At 67.5% G+C, this 17,531-nt stretch carries 24 protein-coding genes and 1 pseudogene; 23 read left to right on the forward strand and 2 right to left on the reverse strand.

What is annotated here, in order from left to right:
- Positions 1-5: 5 nt before the first annotated feature.
- Together mftG and QGN31_RS03845 are read left to right on the forward strand one after the other, a co-directional pair.
- Positions 6-1,451 carry a mycofactocin dehydrogenase MftG gene (gene mftG / locus QGN31_RS03840; protein WP_014942913.1) on the forward strand — a complete coding sequence of 482 codons (1,446 nt, stop codon included), beginning with the start codon at positions 6-8 and terminating at the stop codon, positions 1,449-1,451.
- A gap of 123 nt (positions 1,452-1,574) precedes the next feature.
- Positions 1,575-2,129, forward strand: a complete 555-nt coding sequence (locus QGN31_RS03845) for a TetR/AcrR family transcriptional regulator (RefSeq protein WP_026071194.1) — start codon at positions 1,575-1,577, stop codon at positions 2,127-2,129.
- On the opposite strand, the gene QGN31_RS03850 is transcribed toward QGN31_RS03845, so the two are convergent.
- Positions 2,095-3,357 (reverse strand): cytochrome P450, encoded by a 1,263-nt coding sequence (locus QGN31_RS03850; protein ID WP_009957094.1) that lies wholly within the window; start codon positions 3,355-3,357, stop codon positions 2,095-2,097. The two genes, QGN31_RS03845 and QGN31_RS03850, sit on opposite strands and share 35 nt — an antisense overlap.
- A 138-nt stretch (positions 3,358-3,495) precedes the next feature.
- A pseudogene (locus QGN31_RS26310) lies at positions 3,496-3,702 on the reverse strand (hypothetical protein); the annotation flags it as partial.
- Between the two features lie 110 nt (positions 3,703-3,812).
- Between QGN31_RS26310 and rpsJ the strand changes: the two are divergent.
- The 21 genes from rpsJ (at position 3,813) to rplR (ending at position 17,524) form a co-directional block, all read left to right on the forward strand.
- Positions 3,813-4,118, forward strand: a complete 306-nt coding sequence (rpsJ, locus tag QGN31_RS03855) for a 30S ribosomal protein S10 (protein ID WP_003873519.1) — start codon at positions 3,813-3,815, stop codon at positions 4,116-4,118.
- 14 nt (positions 4,119-4,132) lie between these two features.
- Positions 4,133-4,786 (forward strand): 50S ribosomal protein L3, encoded by a 654-nt coding sequence (gene rplC, locus QGN31_RS03860; protein WP_008260820.1) that lies wholly within the window; start codon positions 4,133-4,135, stop codon positions 4,784-4,786.
- The gene (rplD, locus tag QGN31_RS03865; protein ID WP_009957092.1) at positions 4,786-5,457 is read left to right on the forward strand and encodes a 50S ribosomal protein L4; all 672 of its coding nucleotides are present in this window, start codon (positions 4,786-4,788) and stop codon (positions 5,455-5,457) included. Before rplC ends, rplD begins: the two co-directional genes overlap by 1 nt.
- Positions 5,457-5,759 (forward strand): 50S ribosomal protein L23, encoded by a 303-nt coding sequence (gene rplW, locus QGN31_RS03870; protein WP_003873516.1) that lies wholly within the window; start codon positions 5,457-5,459, stop codon positions 5,757-5,759. Before rplD ends, rplW begins: the two co-directional genes overlap by 1 nt.
- Before the next feature lie 28 nt (positions 5,760-5,787).
- Entirely contained in the window at positions 5,788-6,630 is an 843-nt protein-coding gene (gene rplB / locus QGN31_RS03875; RefSeq protein ID WP_008260807.1) for a 50S ribosomal protein L2, read from the forward strand.
- 29 nt (positions 6,631-6,659) lie between these two features.
- Complete coding sequence (gene rpsS, locus QGN31_RS03880; protein WP_009957090.1) at positions 6,660-6,941, forward strand: 30S ribosomal protein S19; 282 nt, start codon at positions 6,660-6,662, stop codon at positions 6,939-6,941.
- Positions 6,938-7,495 carry a 50S ribosomal protein L22 gene (gene rplV / locus QGN31_RS03885; protein ID WP_009957089.1) on the forward strand — a complete coding sequence of 186 codons (558 nt, stop codon included), beginning with the start codon at positions 6,938-6,940 and terminating at the stop codon, positions 7,493-7,495. Before rpsS ends, rplV begins: the two co-directional genes overlap by 4 nt.
- Positions 7,495-8,319 carry a 30S ribosomal protein S3 gene (gene rpsC / locus QGN31_RS03890; protein ID WP_008260804.1) on the forward strand — a complete coding sequence of 275 codons (825 nt, stop codon included), beginning with the start codon at positions 7,495-7,497 and terminating at the stop codon, positions 8,317-8,319. The genes rplV and rpsC overlap by 1 nt, the downstream gene beginning before the upstream one ends.
- Positions 8,320-8,322: 3 nt before the next feature.
- A complete protein-coding gene (gene rplP, locus QGN31_RS03895) occupies positions 8,323-8,739 on the forward strand; it encodes a 50S ribosomal protein L16 (RefSeq protein WP_008260803.1) in 417 nt (138 codons plus the stop codon).
- A complete protein-coding gene (rpmC, locus tag QGN31_RS03900; RefSeq protein WP_043955376.1) occupies positions 8,739-8,972 on the forward strand; it encodes a 50S ribosomal protein L29 in 234 nt (77 codons plus the stop codon). Before rplP ends, rpmC begins: the two co-directional genes overlap by 1 nt.
- Positions 8,972-9,319 (forward strand): 30S ribosomal protein S17, encoded by a 348-nt coding sequence (rpsQ, locus tag QGN31_RS03905; RefSeq protein ID WP_008260801.1) that lies wholly within the window; start codon positions 8,972-8,974, stop codon positions 9,317-9,319. Before rpmC ends, rpsQ begins: the two co-directional genes overlap by 1 nt.
- Positions 9,320-9,434: 115 nt before the next feature.
- Entirely contained in the window at positions 9,435-11,795 is a 2,361-nt protein-coding gene (locus tag QGN31_RS03910; protein WP_014942911.1) for an arylsulfatase, read from the forward strand.
- Positions 11,796-11,863: 68 nt separating this feature from the next.
- Positions 11,864-12,754: a formylglycine-generating enzyme family protein gene (locus QGN31_RS03915; protein ID WP_014942910.1), complete on the forward strand. Its 891-nt coding sequence runs from the start codon at positions 11,864-11,866 to the stop codon at positions 12,752-12,754.
- Between the two features lie 39 nt (positions 12,755-12,793).
- Positions 12,794-14,302: an HNH endonuclease signature motif containing protein gene (locus tag QGN31_RS03920; RefSeq protein ID WP_201407268.1), complete on the forward strand. Its 1,509-nt coding sequence runs from the start codon at positions 12,794-12,796 to the stop codon at positions 14,300-14,302.
- A gap of 229 nt (positions 14,303-14,531) precedes the next feature.
- A complete protein-coding gene (gene rplN, locus QGN31_RS03925) occupies positions 14,532-14,900 on the forward strand; it encodes a 50S ribosomal protein L14 (protein WP_003403649.1) in 369 nt (122 codons plus the stop codon).
- Entirely contained in the window at positions 14,901-15,218 is a 318-nt protein-coding gene (gene rplX, locus QGN31_RS03930; protein WP_008260626.1) for a 50S ribosomal protein L24, read from the forward strand.
- Position 15,219: 1 nt separating this feature from the next.
- Positions 15,220-15,783, forward strand: a complete 564-nt coding sequence (rplE, locus tag QGN31_RS03935; protein WP_008260625.1) for a 50S ribosomal protein L5 — start codon at positions 15,220-15,222, stop codon at positions 15,781-15,783.
- A gap of 4 nt (positions 15,784-15,787) precedes the next feature.
- Positions 15,788-15,973: a type Z 30S ribosomal protein S14 gene (locus tag QGN31_RS03940; RefSeq protein ID WP_003873499.1), complete on the forward strand. Its 186-nt coding sequence runs from the start codon at positions 15,788-15,790 to the stop codon at positions 15,971-15,973.
- Between the two features lie 191 nt (positions 15,974-16,164).
- On the forward strand, positions 16,165-16,563 hold the full coding sequence (rpsH, locus tag QGN31_RS03945; protein WP_008260619.1) for a 30S ribosomal protein S8: 399 nt from the start codon (positions 16,165-16,167) through the stop codon (positions 16,561-16,563).
- 11 nt (positions 16,564-16,574) lie between these two features.
- The gene (rplF, locus tag QGN31_RS03950) at positions 16,575-17,114 is read left to right on the forward strand and encodes a 50S ribosomal protein L6 (protein ID WP_008260611.1); all 540 of its coding nucleotides are present in this window, start codon (positions 16,575-16,577) and stop codon (positions 17,112-17,114) included.
- 41 nt (positions 17,115-17,155) lie between these two features.
- Entirely contained in the window at positions 17,156-17,524 is a 369-nt protein-coding gene (rplR, locus tag QGN31_RS03955; RefSeq protein WP_008260609.1) for a 50S ribosomal protein L18, read from the forward strand.
- Positions 17,525-17,531 lie beyond the last annotated feature (7 nt).

Consider the following 17,531-nt stretch of genomic DNA (forward strand, 5'->3'; position numbering starts at 1 on the left):
CCGCCTTGACCGCAGCCGTCTCGCACAGCGATGTGCTGATCGTCGGGGCCGGCAGTGCTGGATCGGTTGTCGCCGAACGCCTTTCCGCCGACGCGGACCGCACGGTCACCGTCCTCGAGACGGGCCCCGCCCTCGACGATCCGGGCCTGCTCGCCCAGACCGCCAACGGTCTGCAGCTGCCGATCGGCGTCGGCAGCCCCCTGGTCCGGCGCTATCAGACCCACCTCACCGACGAACCCGTCCGCCAGCACCCCCTGGTGCGGGGGGCCACGGTGGGCGGATCGGGAGCCATCAACGGCGGCTACTTCTGCCGCGGATTGCCCCGCGACTTCGACCGCATCGGCCTACCGGGCTGGGGATGGTCCGAGGTGCTGGACAGCTTCCGGGCCATCGAGACCGACCTGGACTTCGACGGTCCCGCCCACGGCGACAGCGGCCCCATCCTGGTGCGCCGCACCCACGAGATGACGGGAACCACGGAGCGTTTCATCACCGCCGCCCAGCGCGCCGGATTCGGCTGGATCGCCGACCTCAACGACGTTGCGGCTGAACCGATTTCGGGGATAGGCGCCGTCCCGCTCAACATCGTCGACGGCGTGCGCAGGGGGTCCGGCACCGCGTATCTCATCCCGGCGCTGAGCCGGCCGAACCTGCGCCTGCACGCGCGGACCCGGGCGGTGCGGCTGCGCTTCGCCGGGAGCGTCGCGGTGGGCGTGGACGCGATCGGGCCGGACGGCCACACCGCGTTCACCGCCGACCGAATCGTGTTGTGCGGCGGCGCCATTGAAACGGCGCACCTCCTCATGCTCTCGGGCATCGGCGACCCCGACGCGCTGGCGGCCGCCGGGGTGCCGGTGGTCGCGGCGCTGCCGGTGGGGGCGTCGTTCAGCGATCACGCCGAGTGGGTGCTGCCCACCGACTGGACGGTGGCCCCCGGGCGCCCGGTGCTCGAGGTGGTGCTGAGCACGGCCGACGGCCTCGAGATCAGGCCGTACACCGGTGGATTCGTGGCGATGACCGGCGACGGCACCGCCGGGCACGCCGATTGGCCGCACATCGGGGTGGCCCTCATGCAACCGCGCGCGCGGGGCCGCATCACGCTGGTCTCGTCGGATCCCGACGTGGCGCCGCGCATCGAGCACCGCTACGACAGCGAGCCCGACGACGTCGCGGACCTGCGCCGGGGCATCGACTTGGCCCACGAATTGGCTGGCAGCACAATCGGTTCCGCGACGGCGGTCTGGTCCACCTCGCAGCATCTGTGCGGCACCGCGCCGATGGGTGTCGACGGCGACCCGCGGGCCGTCGTCGACCCCCTGTGCCGGGTCTACGGCATCGACAACCTGTGGGTGATCGACGGCTCGGTCCTGCCCACGATCACCAGCCGCGGTCCGCACGCCACCATCGTGATGATCGGGCACCGGGCGTCAGAATTCGTTTCGACCCGATAGTCTCGTCTCAGACAGGAGGTGGTCGCCATTACCGCCGGGACGACCGACCCGCGCCCCGCGAGGTCGCGGGCCAGGCTGCTGGACGCCGCCGTCACGCTGCTGCGGGCCGGGGGTCCCAGCGCGGTGACGGTCGACGCGGTCACCCGCACCGCCAACGTGGCCAGGGCGACCCTGTATCGCCACTTTCCGAGCGGAAACGACTTGCTGGCAGCGGCTTTCAACAGCCTGATACCGGCGTCACCGACCCCGCCGGCCGAGGGATCGCTGCGGGACCGGCTGGTCGCGGTGGTGTTGGCCCAGGCCGAATCCGTGGCCCACGCGCCCACCCTCATGACGGCGATGTCCTGGCTGGCGCTGGGGCGTGACCTGGAGGGGCTGCCCGAACCCCGGCACAGCGCCAATGCCGACAGCGCGGCGATCACCACCCTGCGCGAGCGGATCGCTCAGCAGTACGCGGAGCCGTTCGACGTCATCTTCGACAGCCCGGAGGCCGCCGAGCTGGGCGAGGTGGACCGATCCCGGGCGATCGCCATGCTCATCGGACCCCTGGTGCTCGGCCGCCTGTCCACCCTGCCCGATTTCGACTACCGCGAATGCGCGCTGGCGGCGGTCGACGGCTTCCTCCACGTCCAGACCAATCGGGCTAACGCAGCGAATACCGAATCGGCAGGTGCTTGAGACCACCCACGAACGTGGTGGCGACGAGTTCGGGTTCCCCGGCGCACTCGACGGACTCCAGCCGGGGCAACAGTTCGGTGAAAAAGCTGTTCACCTCCATGCGGGCCAGCGCGGCCCCCAGGCAGAAGTGCACGCCGTAGCCAAAGGCCAAGTGCTTGTTGGGGTCTCGGCCGACATCGAACCGGAACGGGTCGTCGAACACGTCCTCGTCGCGGTTCGCCGACACGTAGGACAGATACACCGATTCGCCCGCGGCGATCGGCACCCCGCGAACGGCGGTGTCGGCGACCGCGGTGCGCATGAACTCTTTGACCGGCGTCACCCAGCGGATCATCTCCTCGGTCGCCAGCGGCATCAGTGCGGGGTCGGCGGTCAACCGGGCGCGCTGGTCGGGGTTTTCGATCAGCGCCTGCAGCCCGCCGGCGATGGTGGCGCTCGTGGTGTCGTGCCCGGCGGTCGCGATGATGACGTAGTAGGAGGCCGTGTCGACGTCCGACAGCGGCTCGCCGTCGACGCGCGCGTTGGCGATCGCCGACGCCAGGTCGTCGGTGGGGTGGGCCCGCCGCGCCGCGGTGAGATCGCTGAAGTAGCCGAAGAAGTCGAGCAGGATCTGCATCTGCTCCTCGGGCGTGGTGCCCCGCTTGAACTCCTCGTCGTCGCCGCCGAACAGTTCCTGGGTGAGTCTGAGCATGCGCGGGAAATCCGATTCCGGCAGGCCCAGCAGCGACAAGATCACGTACAGCGGGTAGTTCACGGCGACCTCCTGCACGAAATCGCATTCGCCGCCCGCGGCCATCATCTTGTCGACGTAGCTCTTGGCCAGCTCGTCGACCCTGACCTTCAGCGCGCGCATGGCCTTGGGTCGAAACCAGTCGGCACCGATCGCGCGCACCACCCGGTGCCGGGGGTCGTCCATGTGGATCAGGGTGCGCAGGCCCATCCCGGCGTCCAGCTGGGCGCGCGCGAAGTCGTCGGCCTCGGCGGGGGCCAGCAGCGGCCGCGGCTCGTTGAGGAACAGGTCGTTGGCCCGCTCGATCTCCATGACGTCGGCGTGCTTGGTGATCGCCCAGAACGGCCGGTACGGCGGACAGTCGACCAACGACACCGGTGCGTGCGCGCGCAGGTGCGCCAGCGCCGCATGCAGCCGCGGCTCGTCGGCGTACGCGGTGGGGTCGGCGAACACCTTGACGGCCTGCGCGGTTTCCGGATCGACGGTCGGTGTGCTCATGGCACTAGTCTTGGCCTCGGCACCGGCCATCTCAAGGCCTCTGACCTGGGCGTTAGCGTCGCGTAGCGACGGCGTCCGGGCCGGGCGTGACGGATTGGGCCCGCGATCTCGCCCGAATTTTGTTCGGGCCCCGATCTAGGGCATACTGTTCAGGTTGCCTTGAGCCGGGTTTGCGCCTGGTCGGGCATACGACCAGCGTCCAAACGGGCGCGTCCGGTCCCATCCTTCGAGTGCGACGAATTTCGATCGTGAAATCGGCGCGCCGAGGCCGCGCGAGGGTGACACACCCGACCGCGGGGGCCGGTGGACCACGACAGGTAAACAGCGGCGCACTATCCGGCGCAACGCTCGATCGGCCAACATCGGCCGGCCCGATCGGCGCGCCGGTGGCACTGAGGACATGGATTATTTGAGCCCGGAAACCGGGCCTCAACAGGAGCGAGGGTAGGAGAAGCGTGGCGGGACAGAAGATCCGCATCAGGCTTAAGGCCTACGACCATGAGGCTATCGACGCGTCGGCGCGCAAGATCGTCGAGACCGTCGTCCGCACGGGTGCCAGCGTCGTAGGGCCGGTGCCGCTGCCGACCGAGAAGAATGTGTATTGCGTCATCCGCTCTCCGCACAAGTACAAGGACTCGCGGGAGCACTTCGAGATGCGCACGCACAAGCGGCTGATCGACATCCTCGACCCGACGCCGAAGACCGTTGACGCGCTGATGCGCATCGACCTTCCGGCCAGTGTCGACGTCAACATCCAGTAGGGGGTTACAGAGCAATGGCGCGTAAGGGCATTCTCGGTACCAAGCTGGGCATGACGCAGGTATTCGACGAGAACAACAGGATTGTGCCGGTGACGGTCGTCAAGGCCGGGCCGAACGTGGTGACCCGCATCCGCACGCCGGAGCAGGACGGCTACAGCGCCGTGCAGCTGGCGTACGGCGAGATCAGTCCGCGCAAGGTCAACAAGCCGGTGACCGGTCAGTACGCGGCCGCGGGCGTCAACCCGCGCCGGTTCTTGGCCGAGCTGCGGCTGGACAACCCGGACGCGGCGGCGGAATACCAGGTCGGCCAGGAGCTGACGGCCGAGATCTTCACCGACGGCAGCTACGTCGACGTCACCGGAACCTCCAAGGGAAAGGGCTTCGCGGGCACCATGAAGCGCCACGGTTTCCGTGGTCAGGGCGCCAGTCACGGTGCCCAGGCGGTGCACCGTCGCCCGGGTTCCATCGGTGGTTGCGCCACCCCCGCCCGCGTGTTCAAGGGCACGCGGATGGCGGGCCGGATGGGTAACGACCGGGTGACCGTCCAAAACCTGTTGGTGCACAAGGTCGATACCGAGAACGGCGTGCTGCTGATCAAGGGTGCGGTCCCCGGCCGCACCGGTGGACTCGTGGTGGTCCGCAGCGCGGTCAAACGAGGTGAGAAGTGATGGCAGCACAAGGTTCCAAGACGCTCAAGATCGACGTCAAGACACCGGCCGGCAAGGTCGAAGGCTCGATCGAGTTGCCGGCCGAATTGTTCGACGCCCCGGCCAATATCGCGCTGATGCACCAGGTCGTCACCGCCCAGCGGGCGGCGGCGCGCCAGGGCACGCACTCGACCAAGACGCGCGGCGACGTCAGCGGCGGTGGCCGTAAGCCCTACCGGCAGAAGGGAACCGGCCGCGCCCGGCAGGGTTCCACGCGGGCCCCGCAGTTCACCGGCGGTGGCGTCGTGCACGGCCCCAAGCCGCGTGACTACAGCCAGCGCACGCCCAAGAAGATGATCGCCGCGGCGTTGCGCGGTGCGCTGTCCGACCGGGCGCGCAACGGGCGCATCCACGCGGTCACCGAAATCGTCGCCGGCCAGACCCCGTCGACCAAGAGCGCCAGGGCGTTCCTGGGCACGCTGACCGAGCGCAAGCAGGTGCTGGTCGTGATCGGACGCAGCGACGAGGCGGGCGCCAAGAGCGTGCGCAACCTTCCCGGTGTGCACATCCTGACACCCGGCCAGCTCAACACCTATGACGTGCTCCGCTCCGACGACGTGGTGTTCAGCGTGGAGGCCCTCAACGCCTACATCAGCGCCAACACCGGTACTCCCGAGGAGGTTTCGGCCTGATGGCGACCGTCACTGACCCCCGCGACATCATCTTGGCCCCGGTCATCTCGGAGAAGTCCTATTCGCTCCTCGATGACAACGTGTACACGTTCGTGGTGCACCCCGATTCGAACAAGACGCAGATCAAGATCGCCATCGAGAAGATCTTCTCCGTCAAGGTCGCATCGGTGAACACCGCGAACCGGCAGGGTAAGCGCAAGCGCACCAGGACCGGGTTCGGCAAGCGCAAGAGCACCAAGCGGGCCATCGTCACGCTGGCGCCGGGTAGCAAGCCGATCGATCTGTTCGGGGCACCGGCCTAGCCGCCGCGAGAGGAAGACCTGATTAGACATGGCAATTCGTAAGTACAAGCCGACGAGCCCCGGCCGTCGCGGCGCAAGCGTGTCCGATTTCTCCGAGGTCACCCGTTCCACCCCGGAGAAGTCGTTGGTTCGGCCGCTGCACGGCCACGGTGGGCGTAACGCGCACGGCCGCATCACCACCCGCCACAAGGGTGGCGGCCACAAGCGCGCCTACCGGGTGATCGACTTCCGCCGCAACGACAAGGACGGCGTCAACGCCAAGGTCGCCCACATCGAATACGACCCCAACCGGACCGCCAACATCGCGTTGCTGCACTTCCTGGACGGCGAGAAGCGCTACATCATTGCGCCGCAGGGACTTTCGCAGGGCGACGTGGTGGAAACGGGTCCGAACGCGGACATCAAGCCGGGCAACAACCTGCCGCTGCGCAACATCCCGGCCGGTACCGTGATCCACGCCGTGGAACTGCGGCCGGGCGGTGGCGCCAAGCTGGCGCGGTCGGCCGGCGCGAGCATTCAGTTGCTCGGTAAGGAGGGCACCTACGCGTCGCTGCGTATGCCCAGCGGCGAGATCCGTCGCGTCGACGTGCGTTGCCGCGCCACCGTCGGCGAGGTGGGCAACGCCGAGCAGGCGAACATCAACTGGGGGAAGGCCGGCCGCATGCGGTGGAAGGGCAAGCGCCCTTCGGTCCGTGGTGTGGTCATGAACCCGGTGGATCACCCGCACGGTGGTGGTGAGGGCAAGACCTCCGGTGGTCGCCACCCGGTGAGCCCGTGGGGCAAGCCCGAGGGCCGCACCCGCCATCCGAACAAGGCCAGCAACAAGCTCATCGTGCGACGCCGGCGTACCGGCAAGAAGCACGGTCGCTGAGGAAGCCCAGGACCAGGAGTAGTCAGCACATGCCACGCAGCCTGAAGAAGGGCCCGTTCGTCGACGGCCACCTGCTCAAAAAGGTGGACGCGCAGAACGAGAAGAACACCAAACAGGTGATCAAGACATGGTCGCGCCGTTCGACGATCATTCCTGACTTCATCGGCCACACGTTCGCGGTCCACGACGGACGCAAGCACGTCCCGGTGTTCGTCACCGAGTCGATGGTCGGCCACAAGCTTGGTGAATTCGCCCCCACCCGCACCTTCAAGGGACACATCAAGGACGACCGGAAGGCCAAACGGCGATGACCACGACTGAATTTCCCTCGGCGGTGGCCAAAGCGCGCTTCGTGCGGGTGTCGCCGAGAAAGGCGCGACGGGTGATCGACCTGGTGCGCGGCCGCTCGGTGGCCGACGCGCTCGACATCCTGCGCTGGGCGCCGCAGGCCGCCAGCGAGCCGGTGGCCAAGGTGATCGCCAGCGCCGCGGCCAACGCGCAGAACAACAACGGGCTGGACCCGTCGACCCTGGTGGTCGCCACCGTCTACGCCGACGAGGGCCCCACCGCCAAGCGCATCCGGCCGCGCGCCCAGGGCCGCGCGTTCCGGATTCGCAAGCGCACCAGCCACATCACGGTCGTGGTGGAGAGCCGCCCGGCCAAGGACCAGCGGTCGGCGAAGTCGACCCGGGCCCGCCGCGCCGAGGCGAGCAAGGCCGCCGCCAAGAAGGCCCCGGCCACCAAGGCGCCGGCCAGCAAGGCACCCGCCAAGAAGGCCGCGGCAAAAGCGCCCGCGAAGAAGGCCGCACCGAAAGCCGAAGCCAAGACGTCTGAGACTTCTGACGCGAAGGGAGGCTCAGACTAGTGGGCCAGAAGATCAATCCGCACGGCTTCCGGCTGGGCATCACGACCGACTGGAAGTCCCGCTGGTACGCCGACAAGCAGTACTCGGACTACGTCAAGGAAGACGTCGCGATCCGGCGGCTGCTGTCGACCGGCCTGGAGCGGGCCGGGATCGCCGACGTGGAGATCGAGCGCACCCGCGACCGCGTCCGGGTGGACATCCACACCGCGCGTCCGGGCATCGTCATCGGCCGCCGCGGCACCGAGGCCGACCGGATCCGCGCCGACCTGGAGAAGCTGACCGGCAAGCAGGTCCAGCTCAACATCCTCGAGGTCAGAAACCCTGAGTCCCAAGCGCAATTGGTGGCCCAGGGCGTCGCCGAGCAGCTGAGCAACCGCGTGGCGTTCCGCCGGGCGATGCGCAAGGCCATCCAGTCGGCGATGCGCCAGCCCAACGTCAAGGGCATCCGCGTGCAGTGCTCCGGCCGTCTCGGCGGCGCCGAGATGAGCCGCTCGGAGTTCTACCGCGAGGGCCGGGTGCCGCTGCACACGCTGCGCGCCGACATCGACTACGGCCTGTACGAGGCCAAGACCACCTTCGGCCGGATCGGCGTGAAGGTGTGGATCTACAAGGGCGACATCGTCGGTGGCAAGCGCGAACTGGCCGCCGCCGCTCCCGCGGGCGCCGAGCGTTCCCGCCGCGAGCGCCCGTCGGGCACCCGCCCGCGCCGCAGTGGCGCCTCAGGCACCACGGCCACCAGCACCGAGGCCGGCCGGGCCGCCAGCGCCGAAGAGGGCGCCGCGGCCGCCGCACCCGCTGCAGAACCGCAAAGCACGGAGAGCTGAATCATGTTGATTCCACGCAGAGTTAAACACCGCAAGCAGCACCACCCCCGCCAGCGCGGTATCGCCAGCGGCGGCACGGCGGTGAACTTCGGCGACTACGGCATCCAGGCCCTGGAGCACGCGTACGTCACCAACCGGCAGATCGAGTCCGCTCGTATCGCCATCAACCGGCACATCAAGCGTGGCGGCAAGGTGTGGATCAACGTGTTCCCCGACCGCCCGCTGACCAAGAAGCCCGCGGAAACCCGGATGGGTTCGGGTAAGGGTTCGCCGGAGTGGTGGGTCGTCAACGTCAAGCCGGGCCGGGTGCTGTTCGAGCTCAGCTACCCCAACGAGCAGATCGCCCGTGCGGCGCTCACCCGCGCGATCCACAAGTTGCCGATCAAGGCGCGCATCGTGACTCGAGAGGATCAGTTCTGATGGCAGTGGGAATTTCGCCGGGCGAACTGCGCGAGCTCACCGACGAGGAGCTGAGCGAGCGGTTGCGCGAGTCCAAGGAAGAGCTGTTCAACCTGCGCTTCCAGATGGCGACCGGCCAGCTCACCAACAACCGCCGGCTTCGCACCGTGCGTCAGGAGATCGCGCGCGTCTACACCGTGCTGCGCGAACGAGAACTGGGCCTGGCTTCCGGGCCGGATGGTAAGGAATCGTGATGGCAGAAGCCAAGAAGGCCGCCCCCAAGAAGGCCGCCGCAGCCCAAGCCGCGTCGAAGGACAAGGGCCCCAAGCACACTCCCGCGAACCCGAAGGTGCGTGGCCGCCGCAAGATGCGCATCGGTTACGTGGTGAGCGACAAGATGCAGAAGACCATCGTGGTCGAACTGGAAGACCGCGTCCGTCACCCGCTGTACGGCAAGATCATCCGGACCACCAAGAAGGTCAAGGCGCACGACGAGAACAGCGCCGCCGGGATCGGCGACCGCGTCTCGCTGATGGAGACGCGCCCGACGTCGGCGACCAAGCGCTGGCGGCTCGTCGAGATTCTGGAAAAGGCGAAGTAAGGCATCGAGCGACATCGAAACGCCCGGGACGTGATCGTCTCGGGCGTTTTGCTACCCGCACGTAACGCCGCTGCGAAAAAACGCGGAAAGTTCGCGGCCACGTTACGCTCGGCGCATGTCCACTGACTCGCGAGCCTTCAACGGCAAGATCGAGCTCGATATCCGCGATTCCGAACCGGATTGGGGTCCCTACGCCGCGCCGACCGCGCCGCAGGATGCACCGAACGTCCTCTATTTGGTTTGGGATGACACCGGCATCGCGACCTGGGACTGCTTCGGCGGCCTGGTCGAGATGCCGGCCATGTCGCGCATCGCCGAACGCGGCGTCCGGCTTTCGCAGTTTCACACCACCGCGCTGTGTTCGCCGACCCGGGCGTCGCTGCTCACCGGGCGCAATGCCACGACCGTCGGCATGGCCACCATCGAGGAGTTCACCGAGGGCTTCCCCAACGCCAACGGTCGCATCCCGTTCGACACCGCCCTGCTGTCCGAGGCCCTCGCCGAGGCGGGATACAACACCTACTGCGTGGGCAAGTGGCACCTGACGCCGCTGGAGGAATCGAACCTGGCGTCGACGAAGCGGCACTGGCCGCTCTCGCGCGGCTTCGAACGGTTCTACGGGTTCCTGGGCGGGGAGACCGACCAGTGGTATCCCGACCTGGTGTACGACAACCATCCGGTCAGCCCGCCGGCCACCCCGGAGGACGGCTACCACCTGTCAAAGGACCTCGCCGACAAGACGATCGAATTCATCCGCGACGCCAAAGTGATTGCGCCGGAAAAGCCGTGGTTCTCCTACGTGTGCCCCGGCGCCGGGCACGCGCCGCATCACGTCTTCAAGCAATGGGCCGACCACTACGCCGGCCGTTTCGACATGGGCTACGAGCGCTACCGGGAGATCGTGCTGGAGCGGCAGAAGTCGATGGGCATCGTGCCGGGCGACACCGAACTGTCGCCGGTCAACCCGTACCTCGACGTGAAGGGTCCCGACGGCCAGGAGTGGCCCCTGCAGGACACGGTGCAACCCTGGGATTCCCTGAATGACGACGAGAAGAGGCTGTTTTCCCGGATGGCCGAGGTGTTCGCCGGGTTCCTGAGCTACACCGACGCCCAGATCGGCCGGATCCTGGACTATCTCGAGGAATCGGGTCAGCTCGACAACACCATCATCGTGGTGATCTCCGACAACGGCGCCAGCGGCGAGGGCGGGCCCAACGGATCGGTCAACGAGGGCAAGTTCTTCAACGGCTACATCGACACGGTCGAAGAAAGCATGAAGCTGTTCGAGCATCTCGGCGGGCCGCAGACCTACAACCACTACCCGATCGGGTGGGCGATGGCATTCAACACGCCCTACAAGCTCTACAAGCGCTACGCCTCCCACGAGGGCGGGATCGCCGACACCGCAATCATCTCCTGGCCCAACGGGATTGCCGCGCACGGCGAGGTCCGCGACAACTACGTCAACGTCTGCGACATCACGCCGACCGTCTACGACCTGCTCGGCCTGACGCCGCCGCAAACCGTCAAGGGCATCGCACAGAAACCACTGGACGGCGTGAGTTTCAAAGCGGCACTTGACGATCCGAAGGCCACCACCGGCAAAAGCACCCAGTTCTACACCATGCTGGGTACCCGCGGGATCTGGCACGAGGGCTGGTTCGCCAACACCGTGCACGCGGCCACACCGGCCGGCTGGTCGCATTTCGACGCCGATCGCTGGGAGCTGTTCCACATCGAGGCCGACCGCAGCCAGTGCCACGACCTCGCGGCCCAAAAGCCGGAGAAACTCGAGGAACTCAAGGCGTTGTGGTTCTCGGAGGCCGCCAAGTACAACGGGCTGCCCCTCTCGGATTTCAACATCCTGGAGACCCTGGGGCGCTCGCGGCCGTATCTGGTCGGCGAACGGTCCAGCTACGTCTACTATCCCGATTGCGCGGACGTGAGCATCGGCGCGGCCGCCGAGATCCGCGGCCGCTCGTTTTCGGTGCTGGCCGAGGTGACCATCGATACCACCGGCGCCGAGGGTGTGCTGTTCAAGCAGGGCGGCGCGCACGGCGGGCACGTGTTGTTCATCCAGGACGGGCGGCTGCATTACGTGTACAACTTCCTCGGCGAGCGCCAGCAGGAGGTCTCCTCGGCGCAGGCCGTGCCGTTGGGCAGGCATCTGTTCGGCGCCAGCTATTCGCGGACCGGCACGGTCGAAAACAGTCATACGCCGCTCGGTGACGTGACGCTGTTCATCGATGACGAGGTTGTCGGCACGCTCGCCGGGGTGAGCACCCACCCCGGCACCTTCGGGTTGGCGGGCGCCGGCATCACCGTCGGTCGCAACGGCGGGTCGGGTGTGTCCAGTCGCTTCAAGGCGCCGTTCGCGTTCACCGGCGGGACCATCGCACAGGTCACCGTCGACCTGTCCGGCCGGCCCTATCGGGACGTGGAAACCGAGATCGCGCTGGCCTTTTCGCGCGACTGACGCGGCCGCGCGAGCGAGCGCCGGCGACGCCTGGATCGATCGAGCAGGGTTCGTCATACCCTGGACTGGTGCTGAGCGAACTGGTCGACCTCCCCGGCGGGTCATTCCGCATGGGCTCGACCAGCTTCTACCCGGAAGAGGCGCCGATCCATACGGTCACCGTGGGTCCCCTTGCGGTGGAACGGCACCCGGTGACCAATGCGCAGTTCGCCGAATTCGTCGACGCCACCGGGTATCTCACGGTGGCCGAGCAACCGATCGACCCGGCGCTGTACCCCGGTGCGGATCCCGACGATCTGTGCCCGGGCGCAATGGTTTTCCGGCCGACGCCGGGGCCGGTGGACCTGCGTGACTGGCGACAGTGGTGGCGGTGGGTGCCGGGCGCGAGCTGGCGTCATCCGTTCGGGCCCGACAGCGACGTGGCCGACCGCGGCGATCACCCGGTGGTGCAGGTCGCCTACCCCGACGCGGCCGCCTACGCGCGCTGGGCGGGGCGGCGGCTGCCGACCGAGGCCGAGTGGGAGTACGCGGCCCGCGCCGGAAGCACCACGACGTACTCGTGGGGTGACGAGGTCACCAGCGATGGCCGGCTGATGGCCAACACCTGGCAGGGCAGCTTCCCCTACCGCAATGACGGGGCGCTCGGCTGGGTGGGGACCTCGCCGGTCGGCACGTTTGCGCCCAACGCGTTCGGCCTTATCGACATGATCGGCAACGTCTGGGAATGGACCGCCACCGAATTCTCGCCGCACCACCGGCTCGATTCGGCGCCCAAGGCCTGCTGCACCCCGCCGGGCCCCGCCGACCCATCCGTCAGCCAGACGTTGAAGGGCGGCAGCCACCTGTGCGCGCCGGAGTACTGCCACCGATACCGGCCGGCGGCCCGGTCCCCGCAATCGCAGGACTCCGCGACCACCCACATCGGGTTTCGCTGCGTGGCGGATTCGCGGTCAGGCTAGGCCGGGCGGTTGTCGGTTGCCTGTGGCATAGTCGAACGTATGTTCGATGAGGTGCGGCGGCGTGCGGTGATCGCGGAGCTTGATGAGCTCGTTGAGCGGTGTCATCCGTCGTCGACGCGGGAGTCGGCGGCGTTGTTGGAGCACCTCGGGGTTGTGGCGCGGGTGGAGAATCGGGCGGCCGCGGCGCAGTTGGTGGCGATCGGGGAGTTGTTTGCTTACCGGCTCTCGCGCTGTGCGGAGACCGAGGAGTGGGCGGTGGACACCGAGGCGGCGGTGGCTGCGGAGGTGGGCGCGCAGTTGCGGATCGGCCAGGGGTTGGCCGCGAGTCGGGTGCGCTATGCCCGGGCGATGCGGGAGCGGTTGCCGCTGGTGGGGGCGGTGTTTGGCGCGGGGGATATCGATTATCGGATGTTTCAGACGATCGTGTTCCGCACGGATCTGATTACCGACCTCGAGGTGTTGCGTTCGGTGGACGCGGTGTTGGCGGCCAATGTGGGCCGGTGGCCGTCGTTGAGTCAGGGCCGGTTGGCGGCCCAGGTCGACAAGGTCGTGGCCAAGGCTGATGTGGATGCGGTGCGGCGGCGCCAGGAGCGCGCGGCCGGCCGGCAGGTGTGGATGGCCGACATGGGTGATGGGCTGGCGCATCTGGAGGCCACCCTGTATGCCCCGGATGCCCATGCCCTGGATCGGCGCCTGGATGGGTTGGCGGCCACGGTGTGTGCCCATGACCCACGGACTCGCGAGCAGTGCCGCGCTGATGCGTTGGGGGCGTTGGCCGCCGACGCCGATCGGCTGGGGTGTCGCTGCGGGCGCGCGGATTGTGCGGCCGGGGGGCGGGCCGCGGGCCCGGTGACTGTCCATGTGATCGGCGAACACGCGGTGCTGGAGGGTCGCGCATCCACTCCGGGTGTCGAGGTCGGCGCCGAGGGATTGATTCCGCCGGAGGTGCTCGCCGAGCTGGCGGCCTCGGCCACACTGGTGCCGTTGACCCATCCCGCCGATGCGCCACCCGAGGCGGGGTATGTGCCCTCGCGGGCGCTGGCTGATTTTGTGCGGTGTCGGGATCTGACGTGTCGCTGGCCCGGCTGTGATCGCCCGGCCACCGCCTGCGATGTGGACCACACCATCCCCTACGCCGCCGGCGGGCCCACGCACGCGTCGAACCTCAAGGCGCTGTGCCGTACGCATCATTTGGTGAAAACGTTTTGGGGCTGGCAGGAAAAGCAGCTGCCCGATGGCACGCTGATCTTCACCTCCCCGGCCGGGCACACCTATGTGACCACCCCGGGCAGCGCGCTGTTGTTTCCCAGCTTGTGCGCGGCCACCGGCGCGATCGCGGCCCCCGAAGCCGACCCGCCCCCGAACCACTGCGGCCAGCGCACCGCGATGATGCCCCAACGCCGCCGCACCCGCACCCAAGACCGCGCCACCCGCATCGCAGCAGAACGCAAACACAACCGCGACGCCCGGCTGGCCCGGCGGGCCCCGTCGGCGACCTGCTCCTGGCCCACCGTCTACGGTCCCGACGACGATCCGCCGCCGTTCTAGGTGCAGAATTTCCTGATCTCGATGCCGTCGGAGCGGAATTTGGCTCTGAGCTGGTCGTCCCCTAGACTCTAGGGGTTGCCTTGGGCAGACCTCGGCCGGTGCGAATCGGCCCCGCGTGCCCTTCGGTGACAAAGACCGCGCACGTCAGGTTTTTGGTGGGTCATGCCCGCCGAATGCTCACCCAGGTGGGTTCTCCTGCCGTGCACACGCAACCAGGTCAGGAGATCGAGTGATTCAGCAGGAATCGCGGCTGAAGGTCGCCGACAACACCGGCGCCAAGGAGATCTTGTGCATCCGTGTGCTCGGCGGTTCGTCGCGACGCTACGCCGGCATCGGCGATGTCATCGTCGCCACCGTCAAGGACGCCATCCCCGGCGGCAACGTCAAGCGTGGGGACGTCGTCAAGGCCGTCGTGGTGCGCACGGTCAAGGAGCGCAGGCGCCCCGACGGCAGCTACATCAAATTCGACGAGAACGCCGCGGTGATCATCAAGCCCGACAACGACCCACGCGGGACGCGCATCTTCGGGCCCGTCGGCCGCGAACTGCGCGAGAAGCGGTTCATGAAGATCATCTCGCTGGCTCCGGAGGTTTTGTAGATGAAGGTCAAAAAGGACGACACCGTCCTGGTGATCGCGGGTAAGGACAAGGGCGCCAAAGGCAAGGTGCTCAAGGTCTACCCCGAGCGCAACCGGGTGCTGGTCGAGGGCGTCAACGCCATCAAGAAGCACACCGCGATTTCGACCAACCAGCGCGGAGCCCAGTCGGGCGGAATCGTCACCCAGGAAGCCCCGATCGACGCGTCCAACGTGATGGTGGTCGACTCGGACGGCAAGCCGACCCGCGTCGGCTACCGGGTCGACGAGGAGACCGGCAAGCGCGTCCGCATCTCCAAGCGCAACGGCAAGGACATCTGACATGACCACTGCAGAAAAGGTGCAGCCGCGCCTGAAAGAGCGCTACCGCAACGAGATTCGCGATGCGTTGCACAAGGAATTCGGCTACGGCAACGTGATGCAGATCCCGACGGTGACCAAGGTCGTCGTCAACATGGGTGTCGGCGACGCCGCCCGGGACGCGAAGTTGATCAACGGCGCCGTCAGCGACCTGGCGCTGATCACCGGGCAGCGGCCCGAGATCCGTCGCGCCCGCAAATCCATCGCGCAGTTCAAACTGCGTGAGGGCATGCCGATCGGCGCGCGGGTCACCCTGCGCGGGGACCGGATGTGGGAGTTCCTCGACCGTCTAACCTCGATCGCGCTGCCCCGTATCCGCGACTTCCGCGGCCTTTCGCCCAAGCAGTTCGACGGTGTCGGCAACTACACCTTCGGGCTGGCCGAGCAGTCGGTGTTCCACGAGATCGACGTGGACAAGATCGACCGGGTCCGCGGCATGGACATCAACGTCGTCACCTCGGCGACGACTGACGAAGAAGGACGAGCGCTGCTGCGGGCCCTCGGCTTTCCCTTCAAGGAGAACTGAGTACATGGCAAAGAAGGCACTGGTCAACAAGGCCGCACGCAAGCCGAAGTTCGCGGTGCGCGGCTACACGCGCTGCAACAAGTGCGGCCGGCCGCGCGCGGTCTTCCGCAAATTCGGCCTGTGCAGGATCTGCCTGCGCGAGATGGCGCATGCGGGCGAGCTGCCCGGCGTGCAAAAGAGCAGCTGGTAAACAGCGCAAACCCCCAGACCAACCCAGAAAAGTGCGCGACAGGCCCGGGCCGGGAACCACCGCGAGGAAGGTGACAGACACTGTCATGACTGCGACATCGACGATGCAGAGCGCAGCGATGAAGAGGAGTGGCGCTCGATGACTGCGACAGCGACGAAGCAGAGCGCAGCGATGAAGAGGAGTGGCGCTCGATGACTATGACGGACCCGATCGCAGACTTCTTGACACGTCTGCGCAACGCCAATTCGGCGTATCACGACGAGGTGACGTTGCCGCACTCGAAGCTCAAGGCGAACATCGCCCAGATCCTCAAGAGCGAGGGCTACATCAGCGATTACCGCACCGAGGATGCTCGGGTCGGCAAGTCGCTGATCGTTCAGCTCAAGTACGGGCCGAGCCGGGAGCGCAGCATCGCCGGCTTGCGCCGCGTGTCCAAGCCCGGCCTGCGGGTGTACGCGAAATCCACCAATCTGCCGCGCGTGCTCGGCGGCCTGGGAGTGGCGATCATCTCCACCTCCTCGGGCCTGCTGACCGACCGCCAGGCAGCCCGACAGGGCGTGGGCGGCGAAGTCCTCGCGTACGTGTGGTGAGGGGGTAAAAGATGTCGCGTATTGGTAAGCAGCCGGTTCCGGTTCCCGCCGGAGTCGACGTAACGATCGACGGTCAGAAGGTCTCGGTGAAAGGCCCCAAGGGCACGCTGGATCTGACCGTGGCCGAGCCGATCACCGTGGCGCGCAACGACGATGGCGCGATCGTGGTCACCCGCCCCAACGACGAGCGGCGCAACCGCTCGCTGCACGGGCTGTCGCGCACCCTGGTGTCCAACCTGGTCACCGGCGTGACGCAGGGCTACACCACCAAGATGGAGATCTTCGGTGTCGGTTACCGCGTGCAGCTCAAGGGCTCCAACCTCGAGTTCGCGCTGGGCTACAGCCATCCCGTGGTGATCGAGGCGCCGGACGGCATCACGTTCGCCGTGCAGTCGCCGACGAAGTTCACCATCACCGGGATCGACAAGCAGAAGGTCGGCCAGATCTCGGCGAACATCCGCCGTCTGCGTCGCCCCGACCCGTACAAGGGCAAGGGCGTGCGCTACGAGGGCGAGCAGATCCGCCGCAAGGTCGGAAAGACAGGTAAGTAATCATGGCGCAATCACAAGCTGGCGCCGCCGCGCGAAAGCCGGTGGGGCAGAGCGTATCCGCGACTCGGCGCGTCTCTCGGCTGCGCCGGCACGCCCGGCTGCGCAAGAAGATCGAGGGCACGCCGCAGCGTCCGCGGCTGGTGGTCAACCGGTCCGCGCGACACATTCACGTGCAACTGGTCAACGACGAGAACGGGACCACGGTGGCCGCCGCGTCGTCGATCGAGGACGACGTGCGCAGCCTGCAAGGCGACAAGAAAGCCCGCAGCGTGCGGGTGGGCCAGCTGATCGCCGAGCGCGCCAAGGCCGCCGGCATCGACAGCGTGGTCTTCGACCGCGGCGGATACACCTACGGCGGACGGATCGCGGCGCTGGCCGATGCCGCACGCGAGAACGGATTGCAATTCTGATGACTGA

Source organism: Mycobacterium sp. 2-64, from assembly GCF_035918375.1.
Taxonomy (GTDB): Bacteria; Actinomycetota; Actinomycetes; order Mycobacteriales; family Mycobacteriaceae; genus Mycobacterium; species Mycobacterium intracellulare.